At 70.8% G+C, this 18225-nt stretch carries 15 protein-coding genes; 3 read left to right on the top strand and 12 right to left on the bottom strand.

What is annotated here, in order from left to right:
- Positions 1-166: 166 nt before the first annotated feature.
- Together QSK17_RS18890 and QSK17_RS18885 are read left to right on the top strand one after the other, a co-directional pair.
- A complete protein-coding gene (locus tag QSK17_RS18890; protein ID WP_352231816.1) occupies positions 167-1306 on the top strand; it encodes a cytochrome P450 in 1140 nt (379 codons plus the stop codon).
- Positions 1307-2446, top strand: coding sequence for a DegT/DnrJ/EryC1/StrS family aminotransferase (locus tag QSK17_RS18885; protein ID WP_285706191.1), 1140 nt, complete (start codon positions 1307-1309; stop codon positions 2444-2446). It abuts the gene before it with no gap.
- Here QSK17_RS18885 and QSK17_RS18880 read toward each other — a convergent pair.
- From QSK17_RS18880 to QSK17_RS18830, 11 genes are all read right to left on the bottom strand, one after another.
- The gene (locus tag QSK17_RS18880; protein WP_285706190.1) at positions 2434-3363 is read right to left on the bottom strand and encodes a glycosyltransferase family 2 protein; all 930 of its coding nucleotides are present in this window, start codon (positions 3361-3363) and stop codon (positions 2434-2436) included. The genes QSK17_RS18885 and QSK17_RS18880 overlap by 13 nt on opposite strands.
- Complete coding sequence (locus tag QSK17_RS18875) at positions 3360-4139, bottom strand: polysaccharide deacetylase family protein (protein WP_285706189.1); 780 nt, start codon at positions 4137-4139, stop codon at positions 3360-3362. Before QSK17_RS18875 ends, QSK17_RS18880 begins: the two co-directional genes overlap by 4 nt.
- Positions 4139-4630, bottom strand: coding sequence for a DUF1616 domain-containing protein (locus tag QSK17_RS18870; RefSeq protein ID WP_285706188.1), 492 nt, complete (start codon positions 4628-4630; stop codon positions 4139-4141). The genes QSK17_RS18875 and QSK17_RS18870 overlap by 1 nt, the downstream gene beginning before the upstream one ends.
- Positions 4627-7521: a glycosyltransferase family 2 protein gene (locus tag QSK17_RS18865; protein ID WP_285706187.1), complete on the bottom strand. Its 2895-nt coding sequence runs from the start codon at positions 7519-7521 to the stop codon at positions 4627-4629. The genes QSK17_RS18870 and QSK17_RS18865 overlap by 4 nt, the downstream gene beginning before the upstream one ends.
- Positions 7518-8825, bottom strand: coding sequence for a glycosyltransferase family 2 protein (locus tag QSK17_RS18860; RefSeq protein ID WP_285706186.1), 1308 nt, complete (start codon positions 8823-8825; stop codon positions 7518-7520). The genes QSK17_RS18865 and QSK17_RS18860 overlap by 4 nt, the downstream gene beginning before the upstream one ends.
- An 11-nt stretch (positions 8826-8836) precedes the next feature.
- Complete coding sequence (locus QSK17_RS18855; protein ID WP_285706185.1) at positions 8837-10180, bottom strand: carboxylate--amine ligase; 1344 nt, start codon at positions 10178-10180, stop codon at positions 8837-8839.
- A complete protein-coding gene (locus QSK17_RS18850) occupies positions 10177-10953 on the bottom strand; it encodes a methyltransferase domain-containing protein (protein ID WP_285706184.1) in 777 nt (258 codons plus the stop codon). The genes QSK17_RS18855 and QSK17_RS18850 overlap by 4 nt, the downstream gene beginning before the upstream one ends.
- A 55-nt stretch (positions 10954-11008) precedes the next feature.
- Complete coding sequence (locus QSK17_RS18845; protein WP_285706183.1) at positions 11009-12022, bottom strand: glycoside hydrolase family 26 protein; 1014 nt, start codon at positions 12020-12022, stop codon at positions 11009-11011.
- 52 nt (positions 12023-12074) lie between these two features.
- Positions 12075-14549, bottom strand: coding sequence for a lipopolysaccharide biosynthesis protein (locus QSK17_RS18840; protein ID WP_285706182.1), 2475 nt, complete (start codon positions 14547-14549; stop codon positions 12075-12077).
- A gap of 70 nt (positions 14550-14619) precedes the next feature.
- On the bottom strand, positions 14620-15357 hold the full coding sequence (locus QSK17_RS18835; RefSeq protein ID WP_285706181.1) for a glycosyltransferase family 2 protein: 738 nt from the start codon (positions 15355-15357) through the stop codon (positions 14620-14622).
- Between the two features lie 567 nt (positions 15358-15924).
- On the bottom strand, positions 15925-16590 hold the full coding sequence (locus QSK17_RS18830; RefSeq protein WP_285706180.1) for a peptidoglycan recognition protein family protein: 666 nt from the start codon (positions 16588-16590) through the stop codon (positions 15925-15927).
- Between the two features lie 61 nt (positions 16591-16651).
- Between QSK17_RS18830 and QSK17_RS18825 the strand changes: the two genes are divergently transcribed.
- Positions 16652-17203, top strand: coding sequence for a hypothetical protein (locus tag QSK17_RS18825; protein WP_285706179.1), 552 nt, complete (start codon positions 16652-16654; stop codon positions 17201-17203).
- A 524-nt stretch (positions 17204-17727) separates the two neighbouring features.
- On the opposite strand, the gene QSK17_RS18820 is transcribed toward QSK17_RS18825, so the two are convergent.
- Entirely contained in the window at positions 17728-18204 is a 477-nt protein-coding gene (locus tag QSK17_RS18820; protein WP_285706178.1) for a peptide deformylase, read from the bottom strand.
- Between the last annotated feature and the right edge of the window lie 21 nt (positions 18205-18225).

Raw genomic sequence — 18225 nt, 5'->3', positions numbered from 1 at the left:
GTGATAATAGACATGAATATTCCCCCGACGAAGGTGTTATGGGATGACTACCGCACCAACGGATCGTTCCATCGACGACATCGACCTGGGTAGCCTGAATTTCTGGGCCCGTCCTCATAAGGAACGGCTCGCGGCTTTCGCCCGATTGCGCCGGATAGAGGAACCGATGTACTTCGGAGAGCCCCGCGTGCCGGGGCTGCGCTCCGGGCGCGGCTTCTACGCGATCGTCCGGCACAAGGAGGTGACCGAGGCGCTGCGCAACCCCGAGGTCTTCAGCAGCTATCCCTCGGTCTCGATCCCGCCGCCGCCGCCCTGGGCGAAATACATCTTCGGCAACTCCATGGTCAACCTGGACGACCCCCAGCACGGCCGGCTGCGGCGCATCATCGCGCGTGCCTTCACCCCCCGGATGCTGAACAAGATGGAGGAGGACGTCACCGCGTCGGCCAACCGCATCATCGACCGGGTGATCGCGCACGGGCCGGGAGGCGACTTCATCTCGATGGTCGCCAATCCGCTGGCCGCCGGGGTGATCTGCGACATGGTCGGGGTCCCCGAGAAGCACCGGAGCCTGGTGATCGACCGGGTGCACACCTGGGCCGACTACACCGGCGTGCGCCCCGGGTTCCTGTCCTCGGTCAGGCTGGGCGTCAAGAACACCCGCGGCATGCTCGGGCTGCGCTCGATGTTCGTCGAGCTGGGCAAGGAGCGCCGCAGGAAACCCGCGGACGATCTGATCTCCTCGCTGGTCAACGCCAACATCGACGGCGAGCGGCTGACCAACATGGAACTCGGCGCGTTCTGCACGCTGCTCGTCACCGCCGGCATCAACACGGCGAGCAACGGCATGGCCCACGGCCTGCGGCTGCTGACCGAGCACCCCGAGCAGCGCGAGCTCCTCCTGTCGGACTTCGCGCGCCACATGCCGACGGCCATCGAGGAGATCGTCCGGTATGTCACGCCGGGGATGCGGACCGGCCGTACGATCACGAGGGAGCACGAGGTCTGCGGTCAGCGGCTGCTTCCCGGCGACAAGGTCGTGCTCTACTTCCTGTCCGCCAACCGGGACGAGACCGTCTTCGCCGACCCTGACACCTTCGACATCACCCGCGACCCGAACCCCCACGTCGGGTTCGGCGCGCCCGGGATCCACTTCTGCCTCGGCGCCAACCTGGTGCGCAAGGAGATGACGGTGATCTTCCGGGAGCTGTTCGACCGGCTGCCCGGCATCCGCGCGGTCGGAGAGCCGAGACAGCTGCTGTCGAACTTCGAGAACGGCCTCACCGAGCTGCGGTTCGAGTTTTAGATGTCGCTGGAGGAGATCCTCGGCGAGGAGATCGGCCGGCCCGGCGTCCACGTGCCCTCCGCCAGGTTCGGGCTCTACCTGGCCCTGCGGTGCCTGGTGAAGCCGGGCGGCCGGGTGCTGATGTCCCCGGTCAACACCGGGCTCGTCGCGTTCGCCGCCATGGCCGCCGGACTCCGGCCGGTCATGGCCCCGGCGTCCCTCGCGGACGGCAACATCGACGTCGAGACCGTGACGCTGGACGGCGTCGACGCCGTCCTGACCACCAACCACCTCGGCGTCCCGGACCGGGTGGCCGAGCTGCGCGAACGCTGCGACCAGGCCGGCATCCCCCTCATCGAGGACTGCGCGCACGCGTTGCAGACCACCGTCGGGGGCCGTCGCGTCGGCACTTTCGGCGACGCGGGCGTCCACACTCTCTCCAAGCACGCCGCGGGCCACGCGGGCGGCTTCGTCACCGGTCTCGACCCCGACGCCGTACGGCAGGCCAGGGACGAGATCCTCCGACCGGGGAGGGCCACCAGGGATGTGGCCAACATCCTGTACGCCGTCGCCGTCAACGCCCGGCGCAGGCCCGCGCTCGCGCGGGTGATGCTCGCCGCGATGGGCCTGCTCGGGCGGAGCGGCACGCCCGCGTACGATCCGGAGCCCTACCGCGCGAAGGTGCGGGCGGCGCTGGAGGCGGGGGGAGACCTGGACGCCTTCCGCCTGCTGCTCGGCGTCGCCCAGCGCGACTTCGACCGGGCGCAGGGCGCGCTCCACCGGCGCTACCTGCGGCGCCGCCTGGCGGCGGTCACGGCCCAGCGCGCCGAGCGCGTGGCCGGAGTGGCCCGGCTCGCCGCGCTCCCCCAGGCCGCCCCGGGCGCCCGCGCCCACGCGGACCAGCCCCTCATCCGTGTCCCGCTCCTGGTGGAGGAGCGGGACCGCGTCGTGGCGGAGCTCCAGCGGCACGGCCTGGTCACCCACTATCTGTACCTGCCTCCGCTCGGCGACCTCCTGGGCCCGGAGCTGGTCGATCAGGGCGAGGCCCCCGAGGCCGCACGCCGGTGGGCCGCCCACGTGCTTCCGGTCGATCCGCTGCGGGCGGGCCTCGCCGTACGGCTCCTGGAGAGGATCGCGCCCGCGCCCGCTCAGAACCCGTAGCCGAACGCGGCCAGCCGCCGCTGCACGAACTCGGGTTCGACCAGCCGGGCCACCATGGGAAGGACGATGTAGGTCCGCGGTTCGAGCGGGCTGGCCCGGAAGGTCGTCCAGGCCCAGCGCAGCGCGCCGCGGCGATCGTGCAGCGCCGCGTGGGCGAAGGCGATCTGCCCGGCGATCCGCGCGTACCCCCTCGGGACCGTCTGGAACTCCGGATAGCGCTCCAGCATCCACCGGAGCGCGTCGGAGATCATCTCCCAGCGGCGGGTGAAGTACGACGCGGGGTTCACCCGGACGCGTACGTGCACCTCGGGGACGCTCAGGATGGGGCTGTGCCGGGCAAGGCGGATCAGCATCTCGTAGTCCTCGCCGTACCCGCCGGGGAGATCCTCGGCGAACAGACCTACCCCGTCCTCCAGCAGCATGCTCTTACGCACCATGAGCGTGACGCTCTGCGCCACCGCGTGGCGCCGCCTGAGCAGGTCGGAGAGGGTGATCTCTGGGGCGGGGTGGATCTGGTCGACCGTCCACTCGGAGTCGTTGCGGAACACCTGCTGGCCGCAGAAGACCGCGACGGACCGGGGTGACGAACGGATCGCCATGACCTGAGCGGTGATCTTCCCCGGCAGGTAGAGGTCGTCGTCGTCGCAGAAGGCGACCAGATCGGTCTCGGCCGCCATGATGCCCGCGTTCCGTGAGCCGGGAAGGCCGGGGGTGCGGGTGTTTCTGATCACGCGCACCCGCCGGCGCGGCAGCTCCTGGACCAGGCTCTCGTCCGGCTCGGACTTGTCGAACGAGACGATCACCGTGATGTGGCCGGGGTAGTCCTGGGCGAGGAAGCTGTCGATCGCCTCCTTCAGGTACGTCTCGCGCTGTCCCATCGTCGAGACGACGATCGAGACGGGGGGATGCTCGGTCATGATGCCTTGTCCAATCTGCGCAGCAGAGCGCGGCCACGCCGGTAGGCACGCCAGCCTTTGGTGACCAGTCGCTCGGGGAACGGGGCCACTCTCGCCCCCTCACCGGCCAGCCATCGGGAGAACTCGGCCGGCGTGGTGGTGGACATGAGGGTGAGGCGGGCGATCTGGAAGCGATCGTCCGCGGGAGAGCTGAGGGCGTTCTTCACGGCGCACGCCGAGAGGTAGCCGGCTTCGCGCACCAGGCGGCGCACCGCGTGGCTGTTGTAGCCGTGCGGGTAGGCGAAGCCGGTGACGGGATGTCCCAGCGTGTCCTCCAGGACCTTCCTCGGCTCGGCGATCTCCCGGCGGGCGGTCGCCAGAGGCACGCTGTCGAGCTGCGGATGGGTCAGGGTGTGCGCGCCGATCTCCAGTCCGTGCTCTTCGAGGGCGACCGCCTGGTCGAGTCTCACCATCGGCGCGGGCGGCAGCAGGCTCCGGCTCACCGGCCCGAGGGCACCCGTCGTGAGATAGGCCGTGGCGGTCATCTCCCGCGCGGCCAGCGCGGGCGCGGCCACCCCGAGCAGGTCGGCGAAACCGTCGTCGAAGGTGATCACGACGGCCCGCTCGGGCACCGGATCGCCGCCCGTGAGCTGAGCGACCGTCAGCGTGGTGTATCCGCCCGCCTGGACGCGGGCCAGCTGCTCGTGGAAATCGCGCACCCGTACGGTGAACGGAGCGATCCAGGACGGAGGGTCGTCACTGATCGAGTGATAGGCCAGCACGGGGATGGGTCTCATCAGGCGGATCTCCTTTCTCGTCCTGCTGCTTCTCGCCCTGCTGCCTCCCGGTCTGTTGTTTCTCGGCGCGGCCCCCGTCCGGCTTCTTCGCCCGGCTTCTTCGCCCGGCCTCCAACGGGTCTCCCCGCCCGGCGCGCCTGGACCCGTTCTCTGAGCAGGGCGCCGAGCGCGAACGCGGTCGTCAGCCCGGCGAGAGTACCCAGCGTCACCGGCAGCGAGTAGCGGAACCACAGGAAGTAGATCTCGCTGACGAGGATGCCGACGGCCAGGCTGAGCCCCAGCGTGAGCGCGACCGTTTCGAGGGGATCCGCCCGGCGGCTCCGCCAGCGCAGCAGGGGGGCGATCAGGCAGAGCAGCGCCGCGCCGGGACACGTCAGCACATAGGCGAACGCGATGACGAACCGCGGCGGTCCGGGGGGAAGGCCGGTGGCCCACATGGCGAGCCATCCGGAGGCGGCGAAAAACCAGGTGAGCGTACGAGGGATCTTCATGACGCGCGGCCCCTGAGGAACTCGTAGACCACGCCGCCCGCGTTCCGGTAGTAGACCCTGGCGTGCTTCGAGGCGTCGAGCGACCTCTCGATCGCGTCGATCGCGCCCATCGGCAGCACCCCCGCCATCTCCGTGGCCGGCCGCTGCCCGTTGTTGAACACGAGGAATATGCGCTGGTCCGCCGGATACCCCTTGAGCTTGTCGCTCAGGAAGGCCACCGGGTCCTTGAGCAGGCCGGCGTTGTTCTCCTCCGGCTGGTAGGCGAACCAGACGTGTTCGAAGCGCTCGTACATGTAGAACGCGTCCGGCATGTTGTACGTGGGGGAGATGATCAGCGAACCCTCGGGAGCGGTGTCCTTCAGGTGGTGGACCAGCGTGATCTCGGCCGGGTCGTACACGTTCTGCCGTTCCTTGCCGTAGTAGCCGAAAAGCAGCCCGGTCACCATGGCGAACGTCACGACGGGGAGGACCACCCACCGGATCGCCGAGCGCCGGGCCGGCAGGAACAGCGCCGCCGCGAAGAACGCGGTCACCGGCAACGCGAACATGTAGATCCTGAAGATCATCTCGCCGCCGTAGTTGCCGGCGGCGAACAGCGTGATGGGGGCCAGGCCGAGCAGCACGAGCGGCCACGCGAACCGGCGCAGCGATCCGCGGCGCAGCGCGCCGAGGCCGGCGAGCAGGAAGACGCCGCCGGACAGCGCCCGGTCGACCATCGCGATGAGCACCAGGCCGGGCATCGCGTTGCCCAGGCCGATGAAGCCGGACGCGGCGTTGCCGCCGAAGTCGCCGAATCTGGAGAGCAGGTCGCCCATCCGGTCCATGATCAGCCGCCAGGCCACCAGGGCGTTCCAGCCGGCGATCAGCGTGCCCGCGGTGACGAGCAGGATGGCGATCCGATAGCGCCTGAGCAGGAACAGCACGCCGAGCGCGGCCAGCAGCATCAGCGGGGTGAGCTGATGGGTCGACGCGATCGCCATGATCGGTATCAGCAGGACCGCGGTCCAGGCGAGCCGGAGACGTAGCGGGCCGGGCGACAGGTCCTCGGCGAGCAGTTCGGCGTCGCCGACGCCCGGCCCGAGCCACCCGCGCACCGCCGCGGGTAAGCGGACGAACGGCCTGGCGAGCGGGTGGCCCCGATGGCCCGCGCGGCGGATCGCGAGACGGCGGTTCAACCGCCGCAGGGCCACCCCGATCACGACGAGATACAGCACATACGCCGTCGCCTGGGGGGAGAAGTAGTCCTGGCCGACCCACGAGCAGGCGAAGAAGATCCAGATGGCGCCCCATCTGAGTTCACGGCTCCGCGTGTACGTGCGGTAGATGAGCGCCAGCGGCACGATCAGCAGGACGTTGGAGAAGACGGGGGCCCACTGGGCATAGCCGGCGGTCGTGTCCAGCCCCGCCATCTGCTGCAGCATCGCGTTGATCGCGAAGAAGCCCGGCCACTGGTGGTAGGCCTGCAACTCCCCGCCGCCCGGGTCGATGTGGCCGTGCCGCAGGAGATAGTCGATGATCGACACGTGCTTCCACGCCCAGTTGTAGCGGAGCGTGGGATAGAGAACGGCCGGCGTGCCGTGCAGCATGGCGATGAGCGCGAGCACCTGGGCGACCAGCCAGGTCGTGCCGATCCTGCGGTTTCCCAGCATGAGGCAGAAACCCACGGTGAGCACGGCGAGCGCCGCCCAGTACGTCGGGGGCAGCACGTCCAGGAGCCCGAGATCCGACATGCGGGACAGCGGCACGTCCCGCAGCGAGACGGCCCACAACCCCAGGGCGGTGGGCAGCGTGAGCCGCCCGGCCATGCCGGTCACCCGCGACACGCGGGAGACCGCCCCCGGCTCCTCCCACGCGCCGGCCGGCGCGCGCACCCGGCCCCACACGAAGCCCAGTCCGGTGGCGCCCACGCCGGTCAGCACCGCCGGTATCGCCGCCAGGTCGCGCAGCCTGGCCGTGGGAGCCGGGATCAGCGGGCGTAGCAGCGCCTTCGGGATGGTGGAGCGCAGGTAGGACCGCTCCGACGACAGCGCCTTGCCGGCGCCGGCGAGCCGCGTGACCGCCGCCTTGGAGAGGCCCTCGGCGTAGCAGCGGGCGCGGAAGTACGACATGGTCGTGCGGTCCCCGGGCACGTGATGGCGAACGACGGCCGAGGGCTCGTGCAGCAACACCCCTTCGGGGTGCCGCTCGCTGATCCGGATGCACAGCTCGGTCTCCTCGCAGCCGAGCGGGCGGTCGTCGATCCTGCCGAGACCGTCGCGGAACCCGCCGCTCTCGTTGAGCACCTCCCGCCGGAACGACATGTTGGCGCCGATGAAGTTGCGCACCGGCGCCCTCCGCTGCGGCAGGCCGCGGTAGGAGCAGCCGACGACCCAGTCGAACTCGGGCGGGAACCAGGTGGGGCGCCGGGTCTCCCACTGTGCGGTGACCAGCCCGCCGACGCCGAGAACCTTGGGGTCGGCGTACGCGGCGAGCAGGTTGACCGTCCAGTCCGGTTCGGCCGCGGCGTCGTCGTCGATGAAGCCCACGATGTCACCGCGGGCCACCGCCACGCCGGTGTTGCGGGCACCCGAGAGCCCCTTCTCCTCCTGGTTGTTCACGATCACGATCTCGGAGTAGTGCAGCCGGACGAGGTCCGTGAGCTCGGGACAGTGGTCGACGACGACGATGATCTCGGCCGGCGGGACCTGCTGCGCGCGCAGCGCCGCGATCGAGCGCTCGAGGAGGAACCAGCGATCGGTGGTGTAGCAGCAGATGACGACGGACAGTGCCGGCGGGGCGCTCGCCACGACCGTGCCGTCGACCGCGCCGTCGACCGTGCCGTCCGCGATGGTCACGCCGTCGGTCACCCGGGGGAAGGGCACGGTCTCGTCGTCGGCCCGGTACCTCGTCACAGCGTCGTCCCTCCCGTCCTGCGCGCCGTCCTGCGGCTCCGGGCGTAGGAAAGTGGGCCGTTGAGCATGCCGTACCACTCCATCAGGGACAGTTTCCACGGCCAGGTGGCGGCGGTGTCGCGCCTGTCACGATCCGCCTCGGGTGTCCGGTGGGCGGCCGCGCGCCGGAGGGCGTGGCCCACCCCTTGGGGGACGCGGCGGATCAGCCGGGGCAGCATCCGCGGTTCGGCGGTCACGGCGGCGGTGAGGAACGCGCCGAGGCCGACGCCGTACCCGAACACCTGCGTGGCCAGGTCCGCCTCCGAGCGGCGGTGGTGATGCCAGGTGATGGCGCGGGGTTCGTAGACGAGGCGGCGGCCCGCCGTGATGATGCGGAAGAAGGCGAGCAGGTCGTCGCCACCCCGTGCGGGAGTTCCCGCTCCCATGGCCGGGTCGAAGCCGCCCATCCTCCTGAGCAGCGCGGCGTCGAAGGCCATGTTGGCACCGGAGCCGAACGTGCCGGCCGCGAAGGGGAAGAGAGGGTCGTCTCCGGGCTCCTCCAGGGACAGGACACGCCGTTCGAAGCCCTTGGCGAACCCGCCGTGGCGTTCCAGCATGGCCTGCGCGCGGGTCGCCAGCTCGGCGGGGACGATGAGGCCGGTCACGCAGCCGACCCGCTCGGCCGCGGCGAAGCCGCCCGCGACGGCGCGCAGCCAGTGCCGGTCGACCACCACGTCGTCGTCCGTGAAGGCGATGATCTCCCCTCTCGCCTCCGGGAGCGCTCTGTTGTGCGCCCGCGCCAGCCCCTTGCGCGGCTCCCTCAGATAACGGACGTCGGGGAAGCGGGTCGTGACCATGGCCGCCGTGTCCTCGGTGACCGGCGCGTTGTCGACCACGATCACCTCGAAACGCGGATAGTCGAGGCCGCGCACCGCCGTCAGGCATTTCTCCAGCATCCCGGGCCGCTCCCGGGTGGCGATCACCACGGAGACGAGCGGGGGGTCGATCGGGAGCGCCGCGTCGGCTTCGGCCCGGCCCGCGCCCTCATCGGAGAGCCGCTCGGCCGTCGCCGTCAGCAGGGCCGTCAGCTCTCCGGGGTCGCGGGCGTCGGCCTGGATCAGCCCGAGCGGCCGGCCGCGGGCCCGGACCAGCGCCAGCGTCGGCCCGGCGGCGACCGCCCGCCCCGTCGCGACCGGGTGGCGGACGGACGGGCGGGAGCCGTCCGATGGAAAGAGTTCGATTTCGAGCACCTGGATCGGGACGCGGGACGGCGGGATCCGGTGGATCGGATTCCGCCCCGTCGCGGCGAGCGGCTCCGTCGCCATGGGGATCCTGTTCATGTGCCGGTTCGCCGCCTATCCGTGAGTCTTTCCGTGACTCTTCCCGCGACGCTTTCCGTGAGACGGCGAACCCGGGCGAGTCGCGGGCGAAGGCCGACGGCATCGGCGGCGATGTGAAGGAGGCGGTTCGCGGCGGGCGCCGCGAACCGGGCGGCCATGACGAGGGCGGGCACCGGGTCGTCCGGGGCGAACCACGCCAGCTCCAGGTCACCCCGCCGCGCCGGGGAGGGCGGCCTGCCGACGCGGCCTCTCCCGCGGTAGGACAGCAGCGCTGGAGCGTCGAGATGCTCGAGGACGTACCTGCGGCCGCCGACCGGCGTGCCCACCGTCCCGGCTCGCCCGGTCAGGGTCAGGTGGAGCGCCCGGACGAGATCGACGCCCCGGTCGGTCTGGAAGAGCCGGAACTGGGCGCCCACCCGCGGGTTGAAGTCCAGCAGTTTGTACCTTCCGTCGCGCTGGTCCAGCCGCCAGTCGAGCGACGCGACACCGGAGTAGCCGATGCCGCGGCAGAACCGCGCCGTCAGCTCCGCGAGTTCCGGATTGGCCGCGGTGTACCCGAAGGTCGTGACGCCGGTCCTCGGCGGCCAGGAGCGGACCTTGACCCCGGTGAAGACCACCACCGGCTCTCCGTCGACGTCGCAGCAGATCTGCGAGGTCCAGTCGGTCGTGCGCTCGTGGGGGAGGTACTCCTGCACCAGGACGTTCGGGGACTCGGGCCACTTCTCCGACGCGGCACACAGCTCGGCCGGGGTCCGCACCACGGTGGAGCCGCGCACCGCGGGAGCCGACAGCCGCACGAAGGGATCGCAATCCTTGATGACCACAGGGAAGGTCATGGCCTCGGCCAGGCGTGCCGTCTGGCACCGGCTCGTGACCCGCACGGAAGACGGTGTGGGCACGCCGTGTGCCACGCAAAGGTCGTGCAGCCCCTCCTTGCCGGCCAGCATGCGCGGCAGACCCGGGGGAACGGGAGGAAGCAGGAAATGCTCCTCCAGCGTCTTCCGATGCTCGGCGAGCAGCACGGCCGCCTCGTCGTCGGTGGCCACCGCGACCACGGGCCGGGGAAGCCGGCGGCCGATGGCGAGCAGCTTCTCCACCAGCCGTGCGGGCGGCTCGGTGCCACTGGTGGCCCAGGGGATCCGGGCGGTCAGATGGCGGGAGGCGGCGGCGGGCGTGTAGCGGTCCTCGGTAACGGCGTAGACCGGGACGCCGGCCCGGCCCAGTGAGCGAATCGCGCCCACCCCGCCCTGATGCAGGGGATAGCGCCCGATCTTCACCAGGAGGGCGGGAACGTCCGGGTCGAGCGGGGCGCGTGTTCCCGCCGGGCTGCCGCGTCTCATCGCCCCGCGTTCTCCGAGGGAGTCCGCGCCGTCTGGACCGCGGGTACGGGCTTCTCCGCGGTGACGACGAGCGCCATGCCGAGGAAACGGAGCGGGGTACCCTCCATCCAGTCCGTCACCGGCCGTACGAACCGCCCGACGCCGGCCATCAGGTCGAAAGGAGGGCCGATGTAGTCGAGCCTGCGCGTCCGCAGCCCCGCCCTGGTGAGATGGCCGCGGATCTCGGCTCCGGTGAAGGTGCGCGCGTCGGCCATGCGCCGGTGCAGCGGCCGGACCCACGTGAGGAAGGGCGCGCGGGTCGAGCGATAACGCCGCCCCCGGAACAGAACGCCGTGGGTCTCCAGCGGGAACCACCGGTTCGGCGTGGTGAGCTGGAACAACCCGCCCGGCTTGAGGACGCGGTGGATCTCCTTCAGCGCCCTGTCGAGCTCGTGGACGTGCTCCACCACCTCGATCGCGGTCACCAGGTCGAAGGTGTCGTCGGGGAAGTCGAGCTCGGAGGCCGACATCTCCCGGATGGTGATCCGCTCGGCGAGATCGGTCCCCTCGATGCGCTCGGCGAACATCTTCAGGCGGACCGACTCGATGTCGACGCCGTCGACCTTCGTGAAACCCTCGGCGAGCCGGACGGTGTACGAGCCGTCGCCGCAGCCCACGTCGAGCAGCCGCTCTCCTTTTGGCTTGTGCTGGGCGCGCAGCGCGGTCAGTCGTTTCACGATGCCGCGTTCACCGTACGCGCTGGACGTATTTCCGATTCCCAGGGGGGTCTGCATAAGGCGATCCTGTCGTATCGAGAAGTTCTGCGAATACGCTTCGAGAAGCTTGGGGTCAGGGGTTCAAATACGGGTCCATTCCGGCGCGGGCGTACGAGCTCAGCACATTCGGTTCACTGATCCGGAAGTCGCAGCCCTTGCTCTCCGAGTTCCACTGGACCACCGCTTTGATTCCGCTGAGTTCGCGGACGACCTTGGGTACGTCGAGATACCACTCGGCCTTGCGCCCGGGCTGCTGAGGATCGTCCTCGGTGCCGAACTCGCTGAGAATTATCGGCTTTCCGCCGAGACCGTTCGCGCGAAGCCAGTCGTACGTGGGTTGCACGGTCTGCCGGAAACTCCGCCATTCGCCGTGGCCCTGGCAGGTGAAGAAGTTGTATTGGTCGAAACCGATCCAGTCGACCCTGTCGTCACCGGGGTAGTACTCCTTCTGCCTGGGCAGCGTCTTGTGGTAGCCCGTGATGATCCACGCCCAGATCGCGTTCGTCGCGCCTATCTCCGCGAAGCGATCCTGGATGTGCCTGTAGGCGGCGATGTACTCCTCCGGCGTCCCGGCGCCCTGCGGGCCGCGTAGGTCCATCTCCTGATCGAAGGCGATCATGACGGGCTTGCCGTACTCCTTGATCCGCCTGGCCTGCGGGTCGATCACGGAGGCGTCGAGCTCCCCGGAGGCGATCCGCGTCCATGGGATCCGGGTGCCGGTGCTCCACTCCTCGGACACCCAGGCGAGCATCAGGATGCGGTCGTCGCCGAGCTCGCGCTGGTTGTCGGGCAGGAGGACGCCGTTCGGCGACTGCGACATGTCGTGGAAGTCGTAGACCAGGGCGAACCGGCGGCCGATGTCGCTCTCGACGCTCTCCACGGCGAGGGAGAGCGATCCACGGAGGGGTGGGGTGGAGATGCCCCACCAGGCCCCGCAACGGGGCACGAGCCGGTCGTCCGGCGGGCATTTCTCACTGGTCGTGGGGGATGCCTCGGTGACGGCCGTCGTGTCGGGCCGGCAGCCGAGCGCCGCGGTGAGGACGACCACGCCGCACAGAGCGGTGAGACCGAGACGGCGGCCTCGCATGCTTCCTCCTGGTCGGGGTGAGGGGTGGGGCGACGGCACGGGACACGCGCCGTCAACGTCGGGCCGTCGATGGCGGCCGTCGAGGTAAGGCCCGTCGAGGTGAGGCACCGTCCCGGGAGAAAGCGTGCGAGGCGAGCGCGCAGGCACCCGGCAACGCGAAGACCGGGATCAGCGCCAGGTGGGCCGCCGCGGCTCCGGCGAGCGGCAGCGTGACCGCGACGACGGCGGTGGGGACGGCCACCAGTACGAGTGGAGTGCGGTCGGCGCGGCCGCGCCGCGCGGCCGGGACCAGGCGCACCGCCCCCCACACTGCGGACAGCGCGAGGGTCGCGAGGAGCACGGTCACGGCGGCGGCCGGAGGCCCGGCGAGGCCGTCCGCCGCCGCGGCCCAGGGCGGGGACGCGACCGGCGTTCCCAAGCGGGCCAGGCCCCACACCCCGGCGGCCGTCCCGGGGAGCGTGACGGCGAGCAGGACGCCGGGGCGGAGCCATCCGGGCATCAGGACCGCGCAGGTGGCCGCCATCACGAGGGCGGTGAGGGGGTGCGCGCTCGCCGCGACGACCGGCAGGACGACCAGGAGGATCGTGATCACGGGATCGGACCGTCGGCCGGTCAGCAGGGCGATGAAGCTGAGATAGAGCACGTAGGCCAGGCCCAGGGGCGGGTAGAACACCTGGAGTCCCCAGGCGCCCGCGAGGAAGAGCACCGCGCCCGGGGCCTGGACGCGCATCGCCCGGACGAGGGTGGCGACCGCGGGCGATGCGAGCAGCGCGCAGGCCAGGGGCGCCCATCCGAGCACCTGGCCGGCGGTGAGCGAGCCCGCGCGCAGGAGGAAGGCGGGGAGCGCCGACGGCTCGACGCCCGAGCCCGCCGTGCCCACCCCCGTCCCGACGATCCCCTCGACGAGCGCCGAGGCCTCCGGGATCGCCCGCGCGTACGGGTGCAGGCAGAACAGCGCCGCGCCGAGATGGAACGGCACGGCCAGGGGGTGCGGCCTGGTCTCGGCCAGTGATACGAGGAGCGCGACGAGGACGAGGGCGAGGCCGGCCGTACGGATGAGGGGCCGCGCGTGTTCCGGGGCCATCACGTGCAGGAGGACGCCTTCGACGGTGAGGATCGCGGGGAGGGCGCGGGTGTGCCTCAGCCACCACGGCGTGCTCGCGGCGGAGCCGGACGCCTGGCGGCGGGTCTCCTCGGTGGAGTTGAAGAGCGCGCGCAGGCCGGGCGCGATCACGGCGGCCACGACGAGCTGGCAGGACAGCAGGGAGACGCCGACGCCGTTGATGCCCATGACCGGCAGCAGCACGAGGACCCCGGCGATCGTGATGACGCACTGCAGCGCCTGGATCACGAGCAGAGGCCTCGATCTGGCCTGCGCGCGCAGGGCGCCGAGATAGAGCTCGATGAGCGCCCGGGGGATCGTCGCGACCGCGATCAGGCGCAGGACCGTCGTCGCCTCCTGGTAGTCCTTGCCGAGCATGCCCAGCACGTGGGGCGCGACGACGACGAGCACGAGCACGACGGGCAGCAGGGTGGACAGCGTACGGCGCAGCGCCCGTCTGGCGTTCACGGCGAGCGACGAGGCGTCGAAGACCCCCTCGACGGTCAGGGAGGTCGCCATCGTGAAGGCCAGAGCCTCCAGCATCTGCGCCAGCGTCACCGCCATGCCGTACGACGCGTAGGTGCCGGCGCCGACCCGCGTGGCGACGATGAACGGCACCACGTTCACCATCGCGAGCCGGAAGAACGCGCCGAAGTAGTCGCCCACGAGGAAGCGGCCGATCCGGCCGAGCGACGGCGGGGTCCGCTGGCCCGTCTCGACGAGGTGCCGCGGCACCAGCCGCCTGAAGATCATGTAGTTGACCGGGACCACCGCGAAGATCCCCGGGATGATCCACGCGAGGTAGACCGTCCAGGAGACCGAATCCGCGGTGGCGATCTTCAGCGTCATCGCGCCGGCCGCCAGCAGCACGATCTTCAGAACCGACAGGATCACGTTCTCGACCGGGACCCACTCGGACTTGCGCAGCGCGGTGAGGACGACGTCCTGCAGCGTCCAGGTGCTCCAGACCAGGACCATCGCGGTGAACAGCAGGCCGGGGCCCCAGCCCGACAGGATCCGGTACGTCGGTCCCCAGACGTCCAGGGTGAGCAGGAAACCGACGGTGGCCGTCAGCGTGAAGGCCGCGCCCACGATGTAGATCCCCGCGATGAACCGGGAGGTCGCCCGGCCGGTCTCCGGGATGAAACGGGTGAGGGAGCCGACGAACCCGAACGAGGTCAGGGAGGCGAGCAGCCGCATGGACGTGATGAGCGCGAGACCGTGCCCGACCGCCCGCTGCTCGAAGACGTGCGCGGCCACGATCCAGTAGCCGAATCCGAGCACGGCCCCCGCCCCCGCGTTGAGCAGGAGGGCGTAGGCGGAGCGATACAGAGGGTCGTTGAAATCCCTGGACAACCGTTCACGCAGAACGGCCCGGAGGGGTCGTTCTCCGAGCCGCGCGGCGGGTGCCGGAGTCTCGGTCACTGCTGAAGATCCCCCTTCTCGAGGCCGAGACGAAATCGCCTCATCTCGTCCCGACCTCTGCTCACGCTTCTTACGCCGCCCCTTGCCCGGCCGCGGGAGCGCTGGAATGGTTCGGCTCCGCGGCCGGCGCCGGCGAGAGGCGCTCGCGCACGATGGTCTTCAGCACCCGCCAGCCGTCGCGGATCGCCCGCAGGTTGCTCGTGCCGTGGATGCGGTTGTGCTCGTGGCTGGGGATCTCGTGTACCCGCAGCCCGGCCCTGGCAGCGCGGATGTTCATCAGCGTCTCGACTTCGAAACCGTCGCAGTCGAGGCCGAGCGCGTCGAGGTGCCGGGCCCAGAAGGCGTTGTAGCCGTAGCACAGGTCGGTGTAGCGGGTGCCGTACAGGCGGTTGACCAGCGTGCTGAGGACGAAGTTGCCGAACCGCCTGGTGAGCGTGATGTCGTCGCTTCCGCCGCCGCTGGCGAACCGGGACCCCTTGGCGTAGTCGGCGCCCGCGACAAGCGCGCCGACGAATCTGATGATCTCCCGGCCGTCGGTGGAGCCGTCGGCGTCGATCATCACGATGATGTCGCCCGTGCAGGCCGCGAAACCGGCGGCCAGGGCGTCGCCCTTGCCCTTTCCGGTCTGCTGGACCACCCGCAGGCCCGGCCGCAGCCGCCGGGCCACCGCGACGGTGTCGTCCGTCGAGTTGCCGTCGACCAGGACGACCTCGCTCACCCAGCGGGGGAGGGTCGCGAAAACGTGCGGGAGGTTCTCGGCCTCGTTGAGAGCGGGCACTACGACGCTGACGCGCGGTGAGATCGCCATATCGGGCGTTAGGCGGATAAAGCCGTCACTGGACGACTTGTGAGTGAATGTCGTTAAATGTAAACGCGAGAGAGATTTGGTGCTCTCGGGGTTCATGTTATGAAGATCCTCCGGGGCATTCGGGGCATGGTGCTGACGGCGTCGTCGGCGCGGGGGGCACGTTGCCCGTCGCTTTCTGTGAGGACGTTGGAATGTACCTGGACAGGTCTCACGACGGCTCGGTCGGGTTGGCGGGACGGCCGAAATTCCGCCGAAAAACGAGGGCTACGTTACATTCCTGATCTATGTCCCGGGTGGCTAATCGCGTGGTACGCCCTTTGCCCCGATTTTTGAACGGATCTCGCTCAATGCCCCACCCCCGCCGAACTGCGTCTCTTGCGCCAGCACCGGGGTTCGGGCTCGGAGGAAGGAAAAAGCGCGTAACCCCTAGCGGCGGCTGATCGTCAAACACATATGACCAACCGCACAGTAGGGTGTCAACGCTGACGTCTGCTCCTCTTGCCCGGTTTACCCCGGTTCCGAATCGTGATCAAAGTTCCGTCGGTCGGAAAGTGTCATGCGGTCCGCTCAGCCCGTAAGGTCGCGCCCTCCTACGGCGGGGCCGTGCTCGAACGGCGCGGCGCTGCCGAGGAAGTCCAGCCGGCCGGGGAGGGCGAGCCGCCGCGGCGGCCGGCGCTCCAGCGGGACCGGCGGGGCGGCCTGAGCCGCCCTGGCCGCCAGGGCCGCCGCCTGGGCCGGGTCCTGGAACCGCGCCATCCGCCGGATCACCCGGCGGCGCAGCTCGGGCAGGTACGCGTAGAGGCTGTCGCCCGGGCACGAGGTGGTGTTGAGGTCGCGGTGGCCGATGATCGCCACGTCGGGGTCGAGCCCGTAGATCCCGCAGAGCCAGGCCGCGAGGCGGGTCAGTGCCACGATCTGGCCGTGGAGGGGCAACTCGGTCATGTACGTGCCCTCGGTCTCGATGCCGACCGTGTGGGTGTTGTGGTTGGCCGTGTGTGCGCCGACCACGTGCTCACCGCGCGCGATGGCGGCCAGCGTGCCGTTCCTTCCCTCCATGACGTAGCCGCCGCGGCTGATCGTGAACTGCTCGCCGATGTCGTCCCAGCCGTTGCGGCCCATGTGGTACCGCTGGATCGCCTGTGACAGCCGGAAGGCGGCGCCGATGCCGGTGTCGGCCACGTTGGCCGTCGCCGTGTGGTGGACGACGATCCGGTCCGGCGCGTGGTCGACCACCCGGGCGGGCCGCCGTGGCGGACGGGCATGCCACTGCTGCCGTGAATGGATGTGCGGCGGGGTGGGTAACGCGGTCCCCGTCGCGGACCTCGCCGCGGACCTCGACACCGCCACGGGCGCCGCGCTCGGTGCTGTGCTCGTCGAGGTTTCCGCCGTCGCGGTCCCGCCCGCCGTGTCGCCCGCCGTGTCGCCCGCTGTCAATGTCTCTGCCTCCGCCGTCGCGGCCTCGGGCGCCGTGTCGGTCGCCGTCGCCGTCCCCGCGGTCGCGGCCCCCGTGGTCGCGGCTGTGGTCGTCGCCGCCGAAGCGCCCGACGCCCCCGATGTCCCGGCCGTGGCCGAGCCGCCTGTGGGGCCCGAGGCCGCGCCGCCGGTCGGGCTCCCGGCGGTGCCGGAGGTCCTGGCGCCGGACGCGCGGGTGGCCGAGGACGCGGCCCCGGCCGGTGGCCGGGCCGGCGCCAGCGGCTGGAGCAGCGCGCCGCCCGCGACCCCGCCCCCGAGCGCCAGGAACGCCCGCCGGCTGATCGCCGCCTCGCCCACCCGGCCGAGAGCGCCGCCGTCTGGGACCACCAGTCGGCCAGCGGACCCGTCTCCCGCGCCGATGGCCGCGGTGTGACCCGCGGGGGCGTCCGGCGGATGGCCGCCGGAAACCGCGGCCTCCACAGCCGGCGTGAGACCGCGTGTGCGCGCGACCTCGGGAGCCGGCCCGAGGTCGCCGGAGTGCGCGGGCTCACCAGCCGGCGTGAGACCGCAGAAGAACACGGACATGTTGACCCTCCCCGAGTTGAGCGTGGATTCTCGGGGTTTCCACGTCCGGCAGGGCAGGTCGAAGCCATCGTCCCCAGGGTCGGAGACGGCTACTCCTCGTGGTCGGATAGTGACGCGAATGTCCACTGCGGTATCCGGCAGCCAGTCCGCCGTGCTATCCGCCGTATTGTCCGGCCCTGTGCTCGGCCCTGTGCTCGGCCCTGTGCTCGGCCCTGTGCTCGGCCCTGTGCTCGGCCCTGTGCTCGGCCCTGTGCTCGGCCCTGTGCTCGGCCCTGTGCTCGGCCCTGTGCTCGGCCCTGTGTCCGGCGCTATGTCCTGCGCCGGGCTTTCTCGCGGCGCGCGGGACGGCACGCTGAGCGCCCGGTCGAACGCCTACGGGATGGCGGCGAGGAAGCGCTCCCGCTCCTCCGCGGGCAGGTGGTCGATGAAGAGGACGCCGTCGAGGTGGTCGGCCTCGTGCTGGAGCACGCGCGCCAGCATGCCGATGCCGCGGACCGTGATCGGCTTGCCGTACATGTCCCTGCCGCGGGCGACGGCGGCGAAGGAGCGCTCCAACGGCCACCACCGGTCGGGAGCGGACAGGCACGCCTCATCGGCCCGGATCACCCGGCCGGAGACCTCCAGGCGCGGGTTGACGATGTGCCCCGCCCTCCCGTCCACCTCGAAGGCGATCACCCGGAGCGGGACGCCGATCTGCGGCGCGGCCAGCCCGGCCCGCCCCGCGCCGGCCCGCATGGTCGCGGTGAGTGACCGGACGAGATCGCGTACGGAACGATCGAAGGTCGTGACCGGTTCGGCTACGGTGCGTAGCGAAGGATCGGTGAACATTCGGATCTGCCGGGCACTCATGCACGCTCCCCGCGGCGACGA

The sequence above is a fragment of the Microtetraspora sp. NBRC 16547 genome, assembly GCF_030268965.1.
Lineage (GTDB): Bacteria > Actinomycetota > Actinomycetes > Streptosporangiales > Streptosporangiaceae > Microtetraspora.
Note: the sequence above shows the minus strand (reverse complement) of the source record. Positions and strands in the feature narration are given on the sequence as shown.

Excerpts from the sequence above, each read along its gene's own strand:
- QSK17_RS18875 (WP_285706189.1), bottom strand. The coding sequence starts at position 4,139 with ATGAGACCCATCCCCGTGCTGGCCTATCACTCGATCAGTGACGACCCT.
- QSK17_RS18855 (WP_285706185.1), bottom strand. The coding sequence starts at position 10,180 with ATGAGACGCGGCAGCCCGGCGGGAACACGCGCCCCGCTCGACCCGGAC.
- QSK17_RS18835 (WP_285706181.1), bottom strand. The coding sequence starts at position 15,357 with ATGGCGATCTCACCGCGCGTCAGCGTCGTAGTGCCCGCTCTCAACGAG.
- QSK17_RS18845 (WP_285706183.1), bottom strand. The coding sequence starts at position 12,022 with ATGCGAGGCCGCCGTCTCGGTCTCACCGCTCTGTGCGGCGTGGTCGTC.
- QSK17_RS18885 (WP_285706191.1), top strand. The coding sequence starts at position 1,307 with ATGTCGCTGGAGGAGATCCTCGGCGAGGAGATCGGCCGGCCCGGCGTC.
- QSK17_RS18850 (WP_285706184.1), bottom strand. The coding sequence starts at position 10,953 with ATGCAGACCCCCCTGGGAATCGGAAATACGTCCAGCGCGTACGGTGAA.
- QSK17_RS18880 (WP_285706190.1), bottom strand. The coding sequence starts at position 3,363 with ATGACCGAGCATCCCCCCGTCTCGATCGTCGTCTCGACGATGGGACAG.
- QSK17_RS18870 (WP_285706188.1), bottom strand. The coding sequence starts at position 4,630 with ATGAAGATCCCTCGTACGCTCACCTGGTTTTTCGCCGCCTCCGGATGG.
- QSK17_RS18860 (WP_285706186.1), bottom strand. The coding sequence starts at position 8,825 with ATGGCGACGGAGCCGCTCGCCGCGACGGGGCGGAATCCGATCCACCGG.
- QSK17_RS18820 (WP_285706178.1), bottom strand. The coding sequence starts at position 18,204 with ATGAGTGCCCGGCAGATCCGAATGTTCACCGATCCTTCGCTACGCACC.
- QSK17_RS18890 (WP_352231816.1), top strand. The coding sequence starts at position 167 with ATGTACTTCGGAGAGCCCCGCGTGCCGGGGCTGCGCTCCGGGCGCGGC.